Source organism: Lactobacillus sp. B3795, assembly GCF_026535805.1.
Classification (GTDB): Bacteria; Bacillota; Bacilli; order Lactobacillales; family Lactobacillaceae; genus Apilactobacillus; species Apilactobacillus kunkeei_C.
This window is the reverse complement of the sequence record NZ_JAFNPE010000006.1, coordinates 1-18,404: the sequence shown is the minus strand read 5'-3', so window position 1 is coordinate 18,404 and position 18,404 is coordinate 1. Positions and strand designations below refer to the sequence as shown.

Below are 18,404 nucleotides of genomic sequence, written 5' to 3'. Positions count from 1 at the left end.
AAATAAGGAGGCTATTAATATGGTTTCAGAAACAACAGATAAGACATTTGAAAAAGATACTGCCGAAGGTGTTACTTTAACTGATTTTTGGGCAACTTGGTGCGGTCCTTGCCGTATGCAATCACCAGTTGTAGACCAATTATCTGAAGAAATGGGTGACAAGGTAACATTCAACAAGATGGATGTTGACCAAAACCCAGAAACACCACAAAAATTTGGTATTATGAGTATTCCTACTTTATTAGTAAAGAAGGATGGCGAAGTTGTAGATAGCATCGTGGGTTACCACAGCAAAGAACAACTTGCTAAGATCTTAAACCAATACCTATAAGACAATAAAAAAGAACGTTTAGCATATTGCTAAGCGTTCTTTTTTATTATTGTTTTAAATCAAATTCTTTAACGGAATCTTCAATTACTGGAGCAGGATGCTTTGGATCCATATGTACTCTAATAAGGACGGTTCCATTTTTTTCTTCTTTAGGATTCATTTCAGCTTCAGAAATTACTCCGAATTGTTGTTGAGCAATTTGAGCTAAGAAACCAGATTCAAACATGAAGTCGGCATCTGGATCTGCTTCGATTCGTTTAGCAACGATATCTCCGCTCAATGTCCATTTGATTTCGTGCTTGTTTTCAGAAGAAACAGATAAGTCGCCTAAACCTGATTGTTTGAAAAATAGGACAGTATCCAAAGCGTCTTTTAATGGGAACTTTCTGGCAATTTTTTTACCAGCCCAGTACATGATGCTGTGGGTATCACTTCCCAATAAATCGTTTAATAATACGTCTCTTAATAATTCTTGACCCCATAGAGGACGAGTAGAATCATTATCAATTATTTTATTGTAAAGATTATTATTATCCATACTTGTTAACCTCAATTCCTTATATACAAATACATTATATTATAAATTTATCATAATTTATATATCCCAAGTAAAATTAAAGAAAATGTTTATCCTTAATAAATGTCAGGAAGGTCTAAAAATGGTAATATAAAAGTAGTGGAACTGAAAAGAGGGTTACTATTTTGAGCAAAAAAGCGATTGGTTTTATGGATTCTGGAGTTGGTGGCTTAACTGTTGCTAAGCTGGCGATGAAAGAATTGCAAAACGAAAACATTGCATATTTGGGCGATGAAGCCCGTTTACCATACGGTGAAAAATCTAAAGAAGAAATTCAACAATATTCATTACAAATAGCAAACTTCTTAATTGAAAAAGAAGATATTAAAATGCTGGTGATTGCATGTAATACAGCAACTTCATACGCATTAGATTATTTGAGAGGGCATCTTCTTATCCCCGTAATTGGTGTTGTTAACCCAGGAAGCATTGCAGCGGTCAATAATACAAAGACCAATCGTGTTGGATTAATTGCCACTAATGGAACTGTTAAGAGTGGTGCTTACGAAAAAGCAATTAATAAGATTAATAATAATATCGAAGTATTTAGTCAGGGATGTCCTAGATTTGTCCCAATGGTTGAAAACCAAGAATACAAAGACGCAAAAAAACAAAAAGTGGTCGATTATGATCTATCAACTATCAAGACAGATAACGTTGATACTTTAATTCTTGGATGTACTCATTTCCCAATAATGCGCGAAATGATTCAAAAATCTGTTGGTGATTCCGTTACACTAATTGATCCTGGATATGAAACAGTAAAACAAATTAAGACGATTTTACAACAACATCATCTTGAAAATGATGAAAAGGGTGATACTACGTATTCCTTCTATACTACTGGGGATGCGGACAATTTCAATCAGGTTGCAAACGAGTGGCTTAACTACGAAGTTCACGCAAAACACCTACCAATTAAAAAACTAGAGGAGCTATGATTATGGAAACAATTGTAATTGCGACTAACAATCAAAATAAAGCCCGCGAATTTCGCGAAATGTTTGGCGATAAAAATATCGACTTTAAAACACTTGCAGATTTTCCAGAATTAGGTAAAATTATTGAAAATGGTGAGTCATTTGAAGAAAATGCCACCATTAAAGCACAAGCCATTTTCGAGCGAACTAACTTAGCCGTTTTAGCTGATGATTCTGGTTTGGAAGTGCCTGCATTAAATAATGAACCCGGAATTCATTCAGCTAGATATGCTGGAGATCATGATGACGAAGCAAATAATAAGAAGCTATTGGCAAAATTAGGTAATAGTGACAAACGTGACGCTAAATTTGTAACTTGCTTAGTATTATTGAATCAACATGGTGAAAAATTCGTTGTTTATGGAACTGTAGAGGGAACCATTTTAAAAGCCCCAAGAGGTGATAATGGTTTTGGATACGACCCATTATTTTATGTACCAAGTAAGAAGAAGACCATGGCAGAAATGTCTGATCATGAAAAAAATGAGATAAGCCATCGTGGAAATGCGATTAAACAACTATATAGTAAGTTTGATGAATGGTGGAAGGCTTAAGATTAAACTAATTGTAAGATTAAATAGTAAATGCTATTATAATCATATAAACGTATGAGGAGGGGTTGCATGACAATTGGAGGATTAGCTGGTTTGATTGCTGCAGTTGCATTTTTCATTATTGCAATTTGTGCTGCGGTTCTACTAATCAAGTTATCTAAGACTGTTGACGAGGTAAATAAGAATATTAATTCTATTTCTCAAGATATTAATGTAATATCAAAACAGGCCGAAGATATTTTAGCTAGCTCAAATTCATTAGTTAAGGATGTTAATGAAAAAATCAACACCTTGGATCCAGTTTATCAAGCTGCTGCAGATGTTGGACAAAGCGTTAGCGATTTAAATAACGCAACTCAAAACTTAGCCAAAAAGTTCCAAAACAGAAACAAGAAATCATTTATGGAAAAAGCCGCAGGTGCTGGCTTTAGAATGTTTAAAAAATAAAAGGGAGTGTTTTTTATGAAAAAGACAGGACTATTTTTATTAGGATTAACTACCGGTGCAGCCGCTGCTGCATACTTAGCATACCGTAAGATGGATGATGAAAAGACAAAGGAATTTGTTAACAGTACTGTAAAGACTGCTAACGACTTAAAGGATCGTGCATTAGACTATGCTTTTTACGCTTTAGATTCTGTTGATGACGTAAAAGAACAACTACAATACAAGACCTCAGATGCAAAGTCAAAGATTAAAGACGCTGCTGGTAAGGTTAACGACAATGTAGTTAACAAAGCACAATACTACTACGATGAAGGTAGTACCCAATTCCACAAAGCAGCTGACAACTTGAGAAACCAAGTTAGAAAAAACGCTGATGATAGCCAAGATATCGTCATCGATCCAGATGCTTTAAAACAAGAAGACAATTTAAGTAAATAATTTTTAAATTGTAAAAGAGGCCTGACTTTGTTAGGCCTCTTTTGTGTTTTCAAGAGGTGGTAGTCTTGTTAAATCATCGTTTATCTGATATATTTGTAAACATATTGAAAGCGCTATGAAAACAAACCAGGCGGACTTAAAGAGGAGTTTGAGAGAATGGAAAAGCAAAATGTAACTATTTACGATGTTGCTAGAGAATCTGGTGTTTCCATGGCTACTGTTTCCAGAGTTTTAAATGGTAACAGTAACGTACGACAAGCAACCAAAGAAAAAGTGTTGAAGGTCATAGATGATCTGGACTATCGCCCTAACGCTGTGGCAAGGGGACTAGCAAGTAAGAAGACAACAACGGTTGGGGTAATCATTCCCGATGTAACCGATGGATACTTTTCTTCACTAGCTCGTGGAATTGATGATATTGCTACTATGTACAAGTACAATATTATCCTAGCCAATTCGGATGATAATCCCGATAAGGAAGCATCAGTATTAAATACATTGTTAAGCAAACAAGTTGATGGAATTATCTTCATGGGTAATGAAATTAATGACGATTTAAGAGCTGATTTTAAGCGTTCTGACTGTCCAATCGTACTTGCGGGTTCAGTTGATATTAACAACTCTGTACCTAGCGTAAACATCGATTATACAGATGCTGTAAAGAATGAAACAGAACGTTTAATCAAAAATGGTAATTCTAGAATTGCCTTTGCATCTGGTTCAATGAAACAAGATGTTAATAAAGAATACCGACTAAAAGGATATGTTTCAGCATTAGAAAACAACGGAATCAAGTTTGATGAAAAGTTAGTTTTCGAAACAAAAGGAACATATGAAGACGGTTATGATTTGGCTGAACGAATCATCAATGATAAGATTACTGCAGCTGTAGCCACTAATGATGAATTGGCTGCCGGAATCTTAAATGGAATGACCGATAGAGGAGTTTCAGTGCCACAAGATTTTGAATTATTCACAAGTAATAATACAAAATTAGCGAAAATGATGAGACCACAATTGTCTTCAATCACTCAACCTTTGTATGATATTGGTGCGGTAGCGATGAGATTATTGACTAAGATTATGAACAAAGAAGAGATTGATAACCGTTATGTGGTTTTAGGCTATGAAATAGTTGAACGCGACTCAACTAAATAGCTGATATAGTAACTTGATTAATTATATACTGATTGATATAATTGATATGTTTGTAAACTAATGAAACAATAGAATTCGAGAGGAGTGCTGTGATTATGTCAGGACATTCAAAATGGCATAACATTCAAGGACGTAAAGGTGCCCAAGATAAAAAACGTGGTAAGATTTTCCAAAAATTGTCTCGTGATTTATACCAAGCTGCTAAAGCTGGTGGTCCAGAACCAGATGGTAACCCACAATTACGTCTTGTGATTGATAAAGCTCATGCTGCCAACATGCCTAAGGATAACATTCAACGTGCTATCGATAAGGCTTCTGGTCAAGGTGGAGCAAACTACGAAGAAATTACTTACGAAGGATATGGACCTGCTGGTACAGCTATCATGGTTTCTTGCTTAACTGATAACAAGAACCGTACTGCTGCTGCCGTACGTTCAGCATTCAGTCACCATGGTGGTTCACTAGGATCAAATGGTTCTGTTTCATACATGTTTGACCGTAAAGGATACATCGTTATCCTACGTGACGGTTTAGACGTTGATGAAGACAGTATGTTAATGGATGTTTTAGATGCTGGTGGAGAAGACATGAAGTCAGATGACGATCAATTTGAAATCTTCACTGCACCTTCAGATCTAACTGCTGTTAGAGATGCTTTACAAGAAAAATATGATTTAGATACTGCTGAAGTTACAATGTTCCCTCAAAACAAGACTGCTGTACCAAGTGACAAAGTTTCACAATACACTGGTCTAATTGACGAACTTGACGAAAACGATGACGTTCAAGACGTTTATGAAGCAGCTGAATTACCTGAAGCAGCTGAATAATTAAAGGAGATGCACATATGTGCATCTTTTTTTGTATAAAAATAAATGAAGCCTCCACTTTTTGCGAATATAAAAAGTGGAGGTTTTTTTATGAATATTTCAAATTATTTCGATAATCTAATTAATCAAGCAATCGAAGACAAAATCAAAGACATTTATCTTCTGCCGATTAACGAAAATTATATTGTTAGGGAACACACAGGCTTAAATATTGAGAATCATGATTGTATTAATTATGAAAAAGCAAACAAATTAATTAATTACTGTAAATATATTGGTGGGATGTCAATCAGTGAGCGTAGAAGACCACAGATTGGTTCATTTGAGTTTATCAATAACCAAAAGAAATTCTTCTTACGGTTTTCCTCAGTTGGAAACTATAAAAATCACGAATCCATGGTGATTAGGATTATTTATTCATTGGATGACGAGACAATTAATTATGACAATGAAAATCAATTTTATCGGTTGAAGGAATTATCAAAACAAAATGGGATGATTATTTTCGCTGGTAAAACTGGCTCAGGAAAGACAACGTCAATTTATCATTTAGCTAATTCGATGAGTGCCAATAAATTGATCATGAGCATTGAAGACCCAGTAGAAATTATTAATCCCAATTTTCTTCAGCTACAGGTTAATGAGTCAGCTGATATGGGTTACGACGAGTTGATTAAGGTCGGACTAAGAAGCCGTCCGGATATTTTTATTATTGGTGAAATTAGGGATGCTAGTACCGCAAAATCCGCAGTTCGTGCCGCACTATCAGGGCATTTGGTGCTAACTACCATCCATGCCAGGAATATTGACGGGGTCATTAATAGACTAGGTCAATTGGGTTGTGATTATGATGATCTATTTAACTGTTTAAATTCAGTTGTATTTCAAAAGTTGTCCGTAAGAAATCAAAGAGATATTTCAGTGAATATGGATATTAGAAATGATTTTGCAGGTTTAAAAGAAAGGATAGTTGGCAATGGAAAAACTATCGCTGAATAAACAGTACTATCTATTTAAGAATTTGAGTGATTTGTTTAGTGCGGGGTTCACGATTAAGGAATCTCTTCAATTTCTATCTGAAGTAGGTGGTAGGCAGTCAACGATTAAGAAAATTGCTAATAAGTTGGGTGAGGGTAATAGCTTCAGTGACAGCATTATTGGTTTAGTTAATAACGATTTTTATAATCAGATCATGATTAGCGAGAAATATGGTGATCTTTCATCTTGTTTAGACGAGTTAAGTCACTTTATCGAAATCAAGCTAAAAAACAAGTCCAAAATAAAGGATTTATTATTTTACCCAATTGTATTGGTGATTATTTTGATAGGGATTGTTTATGCAATCAATGCCTTTGTGCTACCACAATTAAGTTCGATTAATTCTATGCAACATTATGATTTAGGTTGGCTATATATAATTTTATTCTGCCTATTTATAGGGATTTTAATCGTAACTCTAATGTACAAACGTTTACCATTACTCAGAAAAAGAGACGTTATATCGAGAATTCCGTTTATCGGAAAAATTTACAAAGCTTATATGGGATATATATTGTCGCTTGAATTAAAAATGTTGATTCAAAACGGAATTGATTTAAAGAATATTCTAAGCATTTTAAAAGACTTCAAACCTAATACGATTATGTTTCTGTTAGGAGAAAAGGCACGTCGACTGGCTAATCATGGTGAAGATGTTGGTAAATTAACTAGAATGTATTCGTTTATTCCAGCAGAATTTAACGGATTTTTTCATCATGGGTCAAAGGTGTCTGAAATATTAATCAAATTAGAGGCTTTTTCACAGATTAAATTTGAGGAAATGAATCGTCGTTCAAATCAACTAATTAATCTAATTCAACCGTTATTATTTTTATTTATTGGAATTTGTATTGTTTTGGCATATTTAGTTGTTCTTATGCCAATTTATTCATCATTGAAAGGAATTTAAAAAATGAACAAGAAAAAATCAGGCTTCACATTAATTGAAATGACAATTGTATTATTTATTATTTCACTACTAATTTTAATTGTTGTACCAAATGTTTCAGGACAAAGAAAACATGCAACAGACGTACACGTCCATGCAATGCAAACACTAGTCCAAGGTCAAATTGATTCATTTGCATCGGATGAAAATAAAGGAGACGTAAGTATGGATGCACTTGTTAAAAATGGTTACCTAACCCAAAAACAAGCTGATCAAGCTCAAGAAGAAGGCATTCAAATTGTGGACAATAAAGCCGTGGCAAAAGAATAAAGGGGCGTTTACTACAATTGAGATGCTGATTGTATTAATCATTAGCTCGATTTTTATGTCGTTATGTATATTTTTATATCAAGGTGTTCACATTAATGATCAAGAGTTAGAAAAAGATTTTTGGGAAAACTTTAATGTGTATTGGAAACATGGAATTGAGAGTAGTGAATATAGCGGATTAAGGACATATATTTACGAGAAAAATAATGACATTATCTTTTTGAACGATGGTCATTATAATAAACTCCGAATGCCCAATGGTATGCGTTCGCAAGATAATTTATTAATAATTATTAACAATGATGGATATGTTCCACCACAAACCTATGAGTGGTATTCCAAGAAAACGCATACTCGTTACTATTTAAAAGTACAACTTGGTGGAGGTACTTATAAAATATATGAAAAGTATTATGAATAAAGGCTTTATTATGATTGATTCGATTACGGCATTGACTTTAATTTCTGTAGGGATGATTTTCTTCTGTGAATCAAATCAACATATGTATGACAATCTTGATAAAGCTAGAAGAACTTTGATACAAAAGAGATTAGACTATGAAAAGAGAAAAGGGCTTTACGATTATTGAAACAATTATCGCACTAACGATACTCGGTTTGATTGCATTTACGATTACAATGATTAATCCATTGAAAAAATCATATAATCAAAAAAATATGCATGCGGTGGACTTTCAGCTATTCCTAAATAATATCGAATCAACTAAAAAACACTATTTTTTATATAAAATTGTGGGTGGGAAATTATTATCTATGGGGAGTAAAAGGTCCTCCAAAGAATATCAAATGTATAAAAATGGCGAAATGATAATCTTAACCGGAATCAATGGAGGCTTTTATCCGCTTTTAGATGATGTTGAAAGTGTTAGTTTTAAAGAAGTAAAGAAGCATTTAGCAATAAATGTGTTATTTACAAATGGTGAAAGTTATGAGGATGTGAGTTCAATATCTTATGAGTAAAAAATGTGGATCAGCGACATTGATTGCAATTGTCGTTCTATCGGTTTTATCAATTTTCTTATTGATAAAATATGAAAAATATAATGCTGAAATGCAGACGATAGATAAATTGATAAAAAGTTATGAATAACGATAATTTATATGCAAGTTATTAATGGTTTATCTTGAATTTTCTTGTAAAAATCTGGTAATATGAAAGTTGTTATTAAGTGATAATACTTTTAAGGGAGTTGAGTGTGCTGACTGAGAAAGATACAGAAACTCTGTTTAAAGTTTTCAATTCTTCAGCTGAAATCTTGAAAGACAAGCTAGGGGTATCATATCTTGATGCATTTATCGAGACTGGAGATAACCTTATCAATGACGGACAAGTTCATGTTGAAGATGGTATACCAGATAGTGACACAGTTTCTAAGTTAGAAGGATTATACCGAGACGTAGATTATCAATCTATGGATGCAGAAACTGTAAGAAAGGCAATTCAAATTTGCATGATTAAAGCAACCAAAGAGGATGCAATTCAAGCAAATCACCAAATAACACCTGATACAATAGCCTCTATCATGGGCTATTTGGTTATTAGATTAGTTAAGAATGCCAAGCATCTACAGATTCTGGATTTATCCGTCGGAATGGGTAACCTATTAACTACGGTTATGAATCAATTGAAGGATGCAGTTAAGGATATTGATTTGCATGCTATTGGAATCGATAATGATGATTCCATGTTAGCCGTTTCAAGCATAAGTACACAAATGCAAAGAAACGATAAAAATACTGAACTTATTTACCAAGATTCAGTTGCCAATATTTTGGTAGATGATGCAGATTTAGTAATTTCTGATTTACCAATTGGGTATTATCCGATTGATGAAAATACCACTAACTATAAGACAAGATCAACAGATGGTCATTCATATGCTCACCACTTGTTAATCGAACAAGGGATGAACCATATCAAACCAGGTGGTTATGGGGTTTTCTTAGTACCAAGTAATATCTTTAACACGCCGGAATCAAAATCATTGTTAAAATGGATTCAAGATAATGCTTATCTTCAAGCATTATTGAATCTACCAAAAGAAATCTTTAACAATGCAAATGCTCAAAAAGCAATTTTGATTCTACAAAAGCATGGTGAAGATGCCCACCAAGTTGAAAAAATTATGATTGGTGAGTTCCCATCATTTAACGAAGTATCTGCTTTCCAAAAATTCTTAGCAGAACTAGTTGAGTGGGAAGAAAAGGATTTATTATCTAAAAAAAGTTAGGAGAACTATTATGGGAAAGTCAATTGCAATTAACGCAGGAAGTTCCACATTAAAATTTAAATTATTCGAAATGCCTTCAGAAAAATTAATTTCAAGCGGGGCAATCGATAGAATTGGTTTAACTAAATCAGATGTTGAAATTAAATATGGTGATGGCGAAAAATTCCAAAAGACAATGGATATCCAAAACCATGAAGAAGCCATCAAACTTGTATTAGACAAACTACTAAGCCTAAACATTATTGCTGATTACAACGAAATCACAGGTGTTGGTCACCGTGTTGTTGCCGGTGGTGAATACTTCACTGACTCAGTTGTTATTGATGATGATGTTTTAAGTAAGTTAGAAGAACTATCAGAATTAGCTCCACTTCATGAACCAGCAAACATTCTAGGAATCAAAGCATTTAAGAAGATTTTGCCTGATGTAATTAGTGTTGCTGTATTCGATACTTCATTCCATACTTCAATGCCAGAAGAAAACTATATGTATGCTTTACCATACAAGTACTACCGTGATCACAAAGCTAGAAAATATGGTGCACATGGTACTAGTTACCGTTACGTATCAGGACGTGCTGCTGCTATGATGGGCAAAAAACTAGAAGACTTAAAACTAGTTATTATGCACTTAGGTGCCGGTGCTTCAATCTGTGCCGTAGACCATGGTAAGTCATTAGATACTTCAATGGGCTTCACTCCATTAACTGGTATCATGATGGCTACTAGATCTGGTGATGTTGACCCTTCACTACTTGCTTACATTATGCAAAAAGAAGGCATTTCAGATATTAACGAAATGATTAGCATCCTAAACAAGAAGTCAGGTTTAGCTGGTGTATCTGAAGTTTCTGCTGATATGAGAGATTTAGAAGCAGTTAAGGATGAAAACCACCAAGCGGAATTAGCTCGTAACATGTACATGAACAGAATTGTTAGATACGTTGGTCAATACGTTGCTGAAATGAACGGTGTTGATGGTATCGTATTTACAGCCGGTGTTGGTGAAAACGATATTGGTATCAGACAAGAAGTTGCTGATAAGTTAAGCTACTTCGGTGTTAAGGTTGATCCTGAAAAGAACCACATTCGTGCTGTTGAAAGAGATATCAGTGCTGACGATGCTAAGATCAAGACATTATTAATCCCTACAAACGAAGAATTAATGATTGTTAGAGATATCGAACGTCTTAAAAAATAATGGAAAAGAGACCAAATAAGGTCTCTTTTTTATTTTCATGGATTGATGAAAATAATTCAATTAAATATAAATAACATGAACAAACGTTGAAACGCCGCGGGTTAAACGTCGTTAATCGCCAGTGTATAAAGGCTCAAACGTATTGCGGTTTAAATAAAATATGTATAATTAAAATCATAGAATATTTAGAGGAGGGTGATGAAATGCAAGAATCACCGAAACAAGAAGGCCAACAGCTTTCTAGAGGTTTAAAAAATCGTCATGTTCAATTAATCGCTTTAGGTGGAACCATCGGAACTGGTTTGTTCCTAGGAGCTGGTGAATCCATTCATTTTGCAGGACCATCAATTATTTTAGCTTACTTAATTGCTGGAATTGCTGGATTCTTTATCATGAGATCACTTGGCGAATTATTATTATCAAACGTTGATTGTCATTCATTTATTGAATTTATTGAAAAGTACTTAGGCGAAAAGATGGGATTCGTTGCCGGTTGGACTTATTGGGCCTGCTGGATAACAATTGCTATGGCTGAAATTACTGCTGCCAGTTTGTACATAAAGTATTGGTTCCCAAGTGTGCCACAATGGATAACTGGATTAATTCTTATTATAATTTTGTTCCTATTGAACACGATTAATGTATCAGCATTTGGTGAAACTGAATTCTGGTTTGCATTAATCAAGGTTGTTGCTATTTTAGCTTTAATCGCAACAGGAATTGTACTAGTAATTATGAATTACAAGACCCCAGTGGGTCATGCAAGTCTTTCAAACCTATTTGGTCACAAGATGTTTGCACACGGTATCTCAGGATTCTTAATGAGTTTCCAAATGGTAATCTTTAGTTTTGCTGGAATTGAAATGATTGGTATGACTGCTTCAGAAACACACGATCCTGAAAAGGTTATTCCAAAGGCTATTAACGAAGTTCCTTCAAGAATTTTAATTTTCTACATTGGTTCATTAGTAGCATTAATGTGCATCTACCCATGGAACTACATCAATGCTTCATCAAGTCCATTCGTGCAAGTATTCCAAAACATTGGAATTGCCGGAGCTGCATCAATCATCAACTTTGTTGTGTTAACTGCAGCTGTTTCTGCATGTAACTCATCAATCTTTACAACAGGTAGAATGGCATACTCACTATGCTACGGTACTGACAATAAGGTTGGTAAGAAGATTGGTTCATTAACTAAGAACGGTTTACCAGCAGCGGGAATTGTATTCTCAATTGCTGTTATCGCAATCTCACTATTCTTGAATGCTTTCATTCCTGATGGTGTTTTCCAATTGATTTCAAGTGTGGCTACCACATGTTTCCTATTCATTTGGGGATTAATCGTTATTGCACATATTAAGTACAGAAAGTCTGTTAAGAAGAACAAGGAAGAAGACAAGCTAACATTTAAGATGCCTTTATTCCCACTTTCAAGTTACTTTGTATTAGCATTTCTACTATTCGTAGCTGTTGTATTGCTATTTAGAGTAGACACAATGATTCCATTAATCGGATCAATCGTATGGATTGTATTCCTATACATCTTCAAGGTTATTAAAGACCGCGTATAAAATAAAACAGTTTCAACGACTAATTACTTAATTAAGTGGTTAGTTTGCTTGAAGCTGTTTTTTTATTTTTCATTTGCTCAATAATAGTTTATTCTATTAGTAAGGAAGTAGGTGGCAAGAATGAAATACTTTATAGCGGATACGCATTTTCTTGATAAACACATGATAGGAAATAAGAATTTCGCGCCACGACCATATTTCTTTGTGGATGAGATGGATAACGATATCATTAAAAATTGGAATGAAGAAGTTTCTGACAGTGATATTGTTTATCATTTAGGTGATATCGCAGTCTGTCATGAAAAGCCCCAAAGAAAAGCACATGAAAAAATTTATGATATTTTAAAACAATTGAATGGACAAATTGTCTTTATTAAAGGAAATCATGATAGTAGAGCTTTGTTTAAGTTCATTGAGAAAAATAACTATGAATTGAATGGGAAACCAAAGTTTTCTTTCCACGATGTTGGAGCATTGATTAAGATGAATCATGCCCAATACTATATGACCCATTATCCTTTGATGATGGGCCAGGTTGGACCGATTATTGATCTCCACGGGCATATTCATCACTATTCAGTGCCGGTAAAGGAAAATATCAATGTTGGGGTAGATAGTCCAGAAAAGGACTATTTAGGCTATGAGAAGCCATTCGGTGCTCCGTTTAGTGAACAGGATATTTTTAAGATGGTGGAACAAAAGAAAATTGATTTTGCCAAAAGACGATAAGGAGGAAGTAAGTTTGGAAAAAATTGCTATTTTACATACCAATGATTTACATTCACACTTTGAAAATTGGCCAAGAATAAAAAGATATTTAATTAGCGAAAAACAAAAACTGGAAAAACAAGGTTATTTCGTCATTACAGTTGATTTAGGAGATGCCTTAGATAGAGCTGATCCATTGACCGATGCTACCAACGGTAAAGCCAATGTTGAATTATTAAATGAAATCGGCTATGATGCTGCCACAATCGGTAATAATGAAGGTCTAACCAATAGTAAAGAACAGTTAAATCATTTGTATGATGACGCCAACTTTGACGTCGTTTTAGCTAATATTGTTGATTCTGATACTAAGAAGAGACCGGATTGGGCTCATGAAACTAAGATGATTGATACCCCAGCTGGTAATCATATTAAGATTTATGGTTTAACAGCTCCATATCAATCAACATATACCCTTGAGGGATGGACCCCAATTGACGACCAAGAAAAGATTCCGGAATTGTTGGATAATGATAAGGATGATGAAGTATTAGTATTGTTATCCCACTTAGGGGTTACTCAAGACAGATTAATTGCTAAGAAATTTCCACGTTTTGACGTTATCATTGGAAGTCATACTCACCATTTGTTTGAACATGGTGAAAAAGATAATCAATCATTATTGGCTGCTGCCGGCAAGTATGGATACTATGTTGGAAAGGTAACACTAGAAGTTGAAGATGATCACGTTATCAATAGTGAAGCTAGTGTTGTTAAAACTAGTGACTTACCAGTTGAACCAGAAGACAGTAAGTGGCTTGATGCTTTAGAAAAACGAGGTCAAGACATTTTAGCTCAATCTAAAGTTGCTAAGTTAGATGAAAAAATGGATAATGGTCTTCGTGGTAAACCAAGAATGGTTAGCGAATTTCTATCTGCGATGAAAGAAAAAGCTGGAACTAAAGCAGCAATCGTTAATAACGGATTGTTCTTACATGCTCTTCCAAAAGGCATTGTAGATAAGAACCAATTACACCAAATCTTGCCACATTCTATGCATGTAACTAAGACAACATTATCAGGTAGCGACTTATGGCGCATGGTAATGGAAATGCAAAAGAATTGGAAATTCCTAATTGCATATGAACAAAAGGGAATGGGCTTTAGAGGAAAGTACTTTGGCCAATTGAACTATGATGGAATCGATGTAGATGATCAAAACAATGTTTACTTCGATGGTAAATTGATTGACTTTGATCAAAACTACGAAATTGCATTACTAGATCATTACATCTTCATTCCGTTCTTCCCAACGGTTGCAATTAAGGGTGATAATAATATCTTGTATGATCAAACACTTAGAGAAGTGTTCGCATCATACTTATCAAAGAAATATCCGCTAGAATAGGAGAGGATAATTTTGGATCGTAAGAGTATTGAAGAGCTAGTCGAAGAAAAGAACAGTAACTATAAACCACTAGCTAACATAAAACTTGAAGACGAAAAGACCATTTTAATTAATGGCCATAAATATGAAATCATCAGTAATCGTAATAACTGTTTTAATATTGATGACTTCACTGCTAGTTACAATCCCATTTTTAGCAGATACAGCTTTATCGTTGGTGATTACGGATACGGCGTATTAAGACTAAAGGGATTTTCTGACGATGGTAGTAACACACCATTACAAAACCAATTCATGGCAATTCAAGATTATTTATATGAGTATGCCAACATGGGTGCGGACTATTTTGTTTTGCATAACCTAGAAGTGAAGACTAAACCAAACGGTTCTTTCAATAAGAGAAGAGGCCGTCGTTCTTCCAATAAGAATAACCGTCATGCCTTTATCAAAGAAAAGGTTACTAACGAAAAGCCTCGTGTAGATAAAAGAGAACACGTGACAGTGACCCAATCCAAGGGACATGGCAAGAGACACTTTACAATCAAACAGAGAACGGACTAGGAGAGAATATTAATGACAAAGTATAAGGGTTATTTCATTGACCTTGATGGCACAATTTATGCCGGAAGTAAGAGAATTCCAGCTGCCAAGAGATTTATCGAAAGACTACAATCAAACAGGATTGATTTTCTTTTCGTAACCAATAACACAACTAAGATGCCTGAGGATGTAGTTAAAAACCTAGGTGATAACCACGACATCCATGTGAGTGTCGATAACGTTTACACTGCCGGATTAGCTACTGCTGATTATGTAAAAAAAGATGCTGAAAGCAACCAATTAGACAAGACAGCTTATGTAGTTGGAGAAAAAGGATTAATCACTGCTCTTCAAAATAACGGTTTTGAAATTACTGATAATAAGCCTAGCTATGTGATTGTTGGATTAGATAGTTCAGTTACTTACGATCAATTAAGTAAGGCAGTTCTATTAGTAAGGGATGGTGCTAAGTTTATTGGTACTAATCCAGATAGTAATATTCCAACTGAAAAAGGGATGCAACCAGGAGCAGGTTCATTAGTAAAACTTGTTGAATACGCAACCCAACAAAAACCTGTTTTAATTGGTAAACCAGAATCAATTATCATGCAAAACGCATTGGATAAGATTGGTTTGAGCAAGTCTGACGTAGTCATGGTGGGAGATAACTACATGACTGATATTTCAGCGGGTATTAACTTTGGCATGGATACCTTAATTGTCTACACTGGTTTATCTACCAAGGAACAAGTGGCACAAAAAGAAGTTCAACCAACTCATCAAATTGATTCATTGGATGACTGGGAAGTTTAATTTGAATATTGAATTTATGAAGTATCGAGCATTGTCGTTAGTAATCATCTTGTGGTTTATAACTTGCTCGATATTTTTATTTATGAACATGCCATTTATATATACGTCAGTTGCCCACGTATTAAACGTACAACATGACATTAAAATGAGTTCAGGACAAATCAGTGATAATTACTTATTGATTATTAGATATTTACAGTCATTCTTTATTAGTGATATGCAAACAACGTTGCCAATTAATAACGTGGAAAAGGTACACTTTGGTGATGTGAGAAGGTTAATTCTTTTAAATAATCTCTTTATGGTAGTTATGACGCCAATAGTCATAAAAATATTGATTAGATTAAGGAAAAATCGCCTTTTATGGTTTTTAAAATCAGCTTTTAGGCAAATATACGGATGTTTTGTATTTCTTTTTGTGTTTGCTTTAATTGATTTCAATGATGCGTTTATCTTCTTCCATAAAATCCTATTTAGAAACAATGATTGGATTTTTAATGCAAAAAAAGAACCAATCATCATACTGTTTCCAGATCAGTACTTTATGATTGGATTTGCTTTTATATTTATATTTGTAACAGTATTTTATTTGATCCTATTACGATGTATTAATAGATCAACACAATAAAAAAGGACCCCAACATAGGAGTCCTTTTTATTATGCTTTCTTTTCTTTTTTGAACAATGCTACTAAAGCAGGGATACAAGTTACCAGAATGATACCAAGTACAACCACTGAGAAGTGTTCTTGTACAAATGGGATGTTTCCGAAGAAGTATCCTCCACCACAACATAGTAGTACCCAGACGATACAAGCAGCAACGTTATATTTAACGAACTTGCTGTACTTGTAACCACTTGAGGCGGCAATGAATGGTGCGAATGTTCTAATGATTGGCATGAATCTAGCAATAAATATAGCTAAGATACCGTATTTATCAAAGAAAGTTTTTGCTTTGTCTAGTTGTTCTTGTTTAATGAACTTACCAATATGTTTTTGTTTAGTAAGTTTATTACCAACTTTTTCACCAAGGAAGAAGTTTAATGAGTCACCGACGATTGAAGCAATTAGGAATAGGATGATAAATATGAATATACTTAGGTGATATTTTGGATTTGCAGAGATAGCTGCTGCTGCAAATAGTAATGAATCCCCAGGTAGGAAGGGCATAATTACGATTCCAGTTTCAATGAAGATTACTAGAAATAGTAGTAGGTAGGTCCAATCACCAAAATAATTAACCAAGTTAATGATGTGTTGGTCAATGTGTAATATAAAATCTATTAAAAGTTGCATTTCTCTCTCCTTTTGTTGTTTAACTATATTTTAACAAATTTACATGATTTACATTAAAGTTTTTTTAAAATAATTTAGTAAAAACACTTAATCATTTTTACTTCGTTAGCTATAATAGATATAGCAATTAAATATTTGGAGGACAAAATGACTCAATATCCACAATTAAGTATAGATGATAAATATAAGCCGATGGCTATTCTAAAGACAAATTATGGTGACATTCAAATAGCTTTGTTTGAAAAACAAGCACCTCAAGCAGTAGAAAACTTCATGAAATTAGCAGAAGTTGGTTACTATGATGGAACAACTTTCCATAGAGTTATCAAAGACTTTATGATTCAAGGTGGTGATCCAACAGCAACCGGTGCAGGAGGGGAAAGTATTTGGAACCGTCCATTTGATGATGAATTTTCTAAAGACTTATACAACGTACGTGGAGCTGTGTCTATGGCTAATTCTGGTCCAAACACCAATGGTAGTCAGTTCTTTATTGTACAAAATAAGACACTTCCTGAAACACTAATGGATCAAATGAATGAAGCAGGATTTCCTGAAGAAATCATTGACTATTACGTTAAGAATGGTGGAACACCATGGCTAGATTTCAGACATACTGTATTCGGACAAGTAGTTAAGGGTATGGATATCGTTGATAAGATTGCAGATGCTAAAGTAGATGCAAGTGACAAACCCGTTGAAGATGTTCTAGTAAACAAAGTAGAAATTTTCAAATAAGTACTTGACCGTAAAAAGACTTCCTGGTAGTATAAATATTGCTGTTGAGAGAGATTACTTAATCTTCTCAAATAACCTTGAAAAATTGATGTTGACAGTGATTGATGATTTTGATATCATAATCAAGTCGCGTTAAATCAGTTGATTTCAAGCGTTGGCAAATAAAAAAAGTTATTGACACTGTGTTGATAATTTGCTATGATTAATGAGTTGTCAATTAAGACAGCAAGTTAATAAAAGGTAGATCTTTGAAAACTGAACAAGATTGATAATCGATGATGTGTAAGGAACTTACAACTTG

General features: G+C 34.2%; 23 protein-coding genes. 21 read left to right on the top strand and 2 right to left on the bottom strand.

Annotated features, from left to right (window positions below):
* The first annotated feature begins 19 nt into the window (after positions 1-19).
* The gene (gene trxA / locus J3U50_RS03390; RefSeq protein ID WP_034532172.1) at positions 20-331 is read left to right on the top strand and encodes a thioredoxin; all 312 of its coding nucleotides are present in this window, start codon (positions 20-22) and stop codon (positions 329-331) included.
* Positions 332-377: 46 nt separating this feature from the next.
* On the opposite strand, the gene J3U50_RS03385 is transcribed toward trxA, so the two are convergent.
* Positions 378-869, bottom strand: a complete 492-nt coding sequence (locus J3U50_RS03385) for a YslB family protein (protein WP_054608065.1) — start codon at positions 867-869, stop codon at positions 378-380.
* A 164-nt stretch (positions 870-1,033) separates the two neighbouring features.
* On the opposite strand from J3U50_RS03385, the gene racE reads away from it, so the two are divergent.
* The 19 genes from racE (at position 1,034) to J3U50_RS07335 (ending at position 16,696) form a co-directional block, all read left to right on the top strand.
* The gene (gene racE, locus J3U50_RS03380; protein ID WP_054608066.1) at positions 1,034-1,849 is read left to right on the top strand and encodes a glutamate racemase; all 816 of its coding nucleotides are present in this window, start codon (positions 1,034-1,036) and stop codon (positions 1,847-1,849) included.
* A gap of 2 nt (positions 1,850-1,851) precedes the next feature.
* Positions 1,852-2,442 carry an XTP/dITP diphosphatase gene (locus J3U50_RS03375; protein ID WP_054608067.1) on the top strand — a complete coding sequence of 197 codons (591 nt, stop codon included), beginning with the start codon at positions 1,852-1,854 and terminating at the stop codon, positions 2,440-2,442.
* Positions 2,443-2,511: 69 nt separating this feature from the next.
* Positions 2,512-2,889 carry a DUF948 domain-containing protein gene (locus J3U50_RS03370; protein ID WP_054608068.1) on the top strand — a complete coding sequence of 126 codons (378 nt, stop codon included), beginning with the start codon at positions 2,512-2,514 and terminating at the stop codon, positions 2,887-2,889.
* A gap of 15 nt (positions 2,890-2,904) precedes the next feature.
* Positions 2,905-3,327 carry a YtxH domain-containing protein gene (locus J3U50_RS03365; protein WP_034532178.1) on the top strand — a complete coding sequence of 141 codons (423 nt, stop codon included), beginning with the start codon at positions 2,905-2,907 and terminating at the stop codon, positions 3,325-3,327.
* Between the two features lie 156 nt (positions 3,328-3,483).
* Positions 3,484-4,485, top strand: coding sequence for a catabolite control protein A (gene ccpA / locus J3U50_RS03360; RefSeq protein ID WP_054608069.1), 1,002 nt, complete (start codon positions 3,484-3,486; stop codon positions 4,483-4,485).
* 95 nt (positions 4,486-4,580) lie between these two features.
* On the top strand, positions 4,581-5,315 hold the full coding sequence (locus J3U50_RS03355) for a YebC/PmpR family DNA-binding transcriptional regulator (RefSeq protein ID WP_034532182.1): 735 nt from the start codon (positions 4,581-4,583) through the stop codon (positions 5,313-5,315).
* Between the two features lie 90 nt (positions 5,316-5,405).
* Positions 5,406-6,314, top strand: coding sequence for a competence type IV pilus ATPase ComGA (gene comGA, locus J3U50_RS03350; protein ID WP_301945560.1), 909 nt, complete (start codon positions 5,406-5,408; stop codon positions 6,312-6,314).
* The gene (locus J3U50_RS03345; RefSeq protein ID WP_301945559.1) at positions 6,292-7,263 is read left to right on the top strand and encodes a type II secretion system F family protein; all 972 of its coding nucleotides are present in this window, start codon (positions 6,292-6,294) and stop codon (positions 7,261-7,263) included. The genes comGA and J3U50_RS03345 overlap by 23 nt, the downstream gene beginning before the upstream one ends.
* Positions 7,264-7,266: 3 nt before the next feature.
* A complete protein-coding gene (gene comGC, locus J3U50_RS03340) occupies positions 7,267-7,572 on the top strand; it encodes a competence type IV pilus major pilin ComGC (protein WP_054608072.1) in 306 nt (101 codons plus the stop codon).
* The gene (locus J3U50_RS03335) at positions 7,541-7,993 is read left to right on the top strand and encodes a hypothetical protein (RefSeq protein ID WP_301945558.1); all 453 of its coding nucleotides are present in this window, start codon (positions 7,541-7,543) and stop codon (positions 7,991-7,993) included. Before comGC ends, J3U50_RS03335 begins: the two co-directional genes overlap by 32 nt.
* Before the next feature lie 137 nt (positions 7,994-8,130).
* Positions 8,131-8,553, top strand: a complete 423-nt coding sequence (locus tag J3U50_RS03330; protein WP_054608075.1) for a competence type IV pilus minor pilin ComGF — start codon at positions 8,131-8,133, stop codon at positions 8,551-8,553.
* 236 nt (positions 8,554-8,789) lie between these two features.
* The gene (locus tag J3U50_RS03325) at positions 8,790-9,824 is read left to right on the top strand and encodes a class I SAM-dependent methyltransferase (RefSeq protein ID WP_034532193.1); all 1,035 of its coding nucleotides are present in this window, start codon (positions 8,790-8,792) and stop codon (positions 9,822-9,824) included.
* 10 nt (positions 9,825-9,834) lie between these two features.
* Positions 9,835-11,025: an acetate/propionate family kinase gene (locus J3U50_RS03320; protein ID WP_034532195.1), complete on the top strand. Its 1,191-nt coding sequence runs from the start codon at positions 9,835-9,837 to the stop codon at positions 11,023-11,025.
* A 203-nt stretch (positions 11,026-11,228) separates the two neighbouring features.
* Positions 11,229-12,599 carry an amino acid permease gene (locus J3U50_RS03315; RefSeq protein ID WP_301945557.1) on the top strand — a complete coding sequence of 457 codons (1,371 nt, stop codon included), beginning with the start codon at positions 11,229-11,231 and terminating at the stop codon, positions 12,597-12,599.
* Positions 12,600-12,719: 120 nt separating this feature from the next.
* A complete protein-coding gene (locus tag J3U50_RS03310; protein WP_041152706.1) occupies positions 12,720-13,328 on the top strand; it encodes a metallophosphoesterase in 609 nt (202 codons plus the stop codon).
* Between the two features lie 13 nt (positions 13,329-13,341).
* Complete coding sequence (locus J3U50_RS03305) at positions 13,342-14,715, top strand: bifunctional UDP-sugar hydrolase/5'-nucleotidase (RefSeq protein ID WP_301945556.1); 1,374 nt, start codon at positions 13,342-13,344, stop codon at positions 14,713-14,715.
* Between the two features lie 12 nt (positions 14,716-14,727).
* The gene (locus tag J3U50_RS03300; RefSeq protein WP_034532203.1) at positions 14,728-15,276 is read left to right on the top strand and encodes a YutD family protein; all 549 of its coding nucleotides are present in this window, start codon (positions 14,728-14,730) and stop codon (positions 15,274-15,276) included.
* A 12-nt stretch (positions 15,277-15,288) separates the two neighbouring features.
* Positions 15,289-16,068, top strand: a complete 780-nt coding sequence (locus J3U50_RS03295; protein ID WP_301945555.1) for a TIGR01457 family HAD-type hydrolase — start codon at positions 15,289-15,291, stop codon at positions 16,066-16,068.
* Positions 16,052-16,696: a TIGR01906 family membrane protein gene (locus tag J3U50_RS07335; RefSeq protein ID WP_368042534.1), complete on the top strand. Its 645-nt coding sequence runs from the start codon at positions 16,052-16,054 to the stop codon at positions 16,694-16,696. The genes J3U50_RS03295 and J3U50_RS07335 overlap by 17 nt, the downstream gene beginning before the upstream one ends.
* A gap of 30 nt (positions 16,697-16,726) precedes the next feature.
* Here the strand turns inward: J3U50_RS07335 and J3U50_RS03290 are convergent, their stop codons facing one another.
* A complete protein-coding gene (locus tag J3U50_RS03290; RefSeq protein ID WP_034530938.1) occupies positions 16,727-17,365 on the bottom strand; it encodes a VTT domain-containing protein in 639 nt (212 codons plus the stop codon).
* Positions 17,366-17,512: 147 nt separating this feature from the next.
* On the opposite strand from J3U50_RS03290, the gene J3U50_RS03285 reads away from it, so the two are divergent.
* Complete coding sequence (locus tag J3U50_RS03285; RefSeq protein WP_034530939.1) at positions 17,513-18,103, top strand: peptidylprolyl isomerase; 591 nt, start codon at positions 17,513-17,515, stop codon at positions 18,101-18,103.
* The last annotated feature ends 301 nt before the right edge of the window (positions 18,104-18,404 follow it).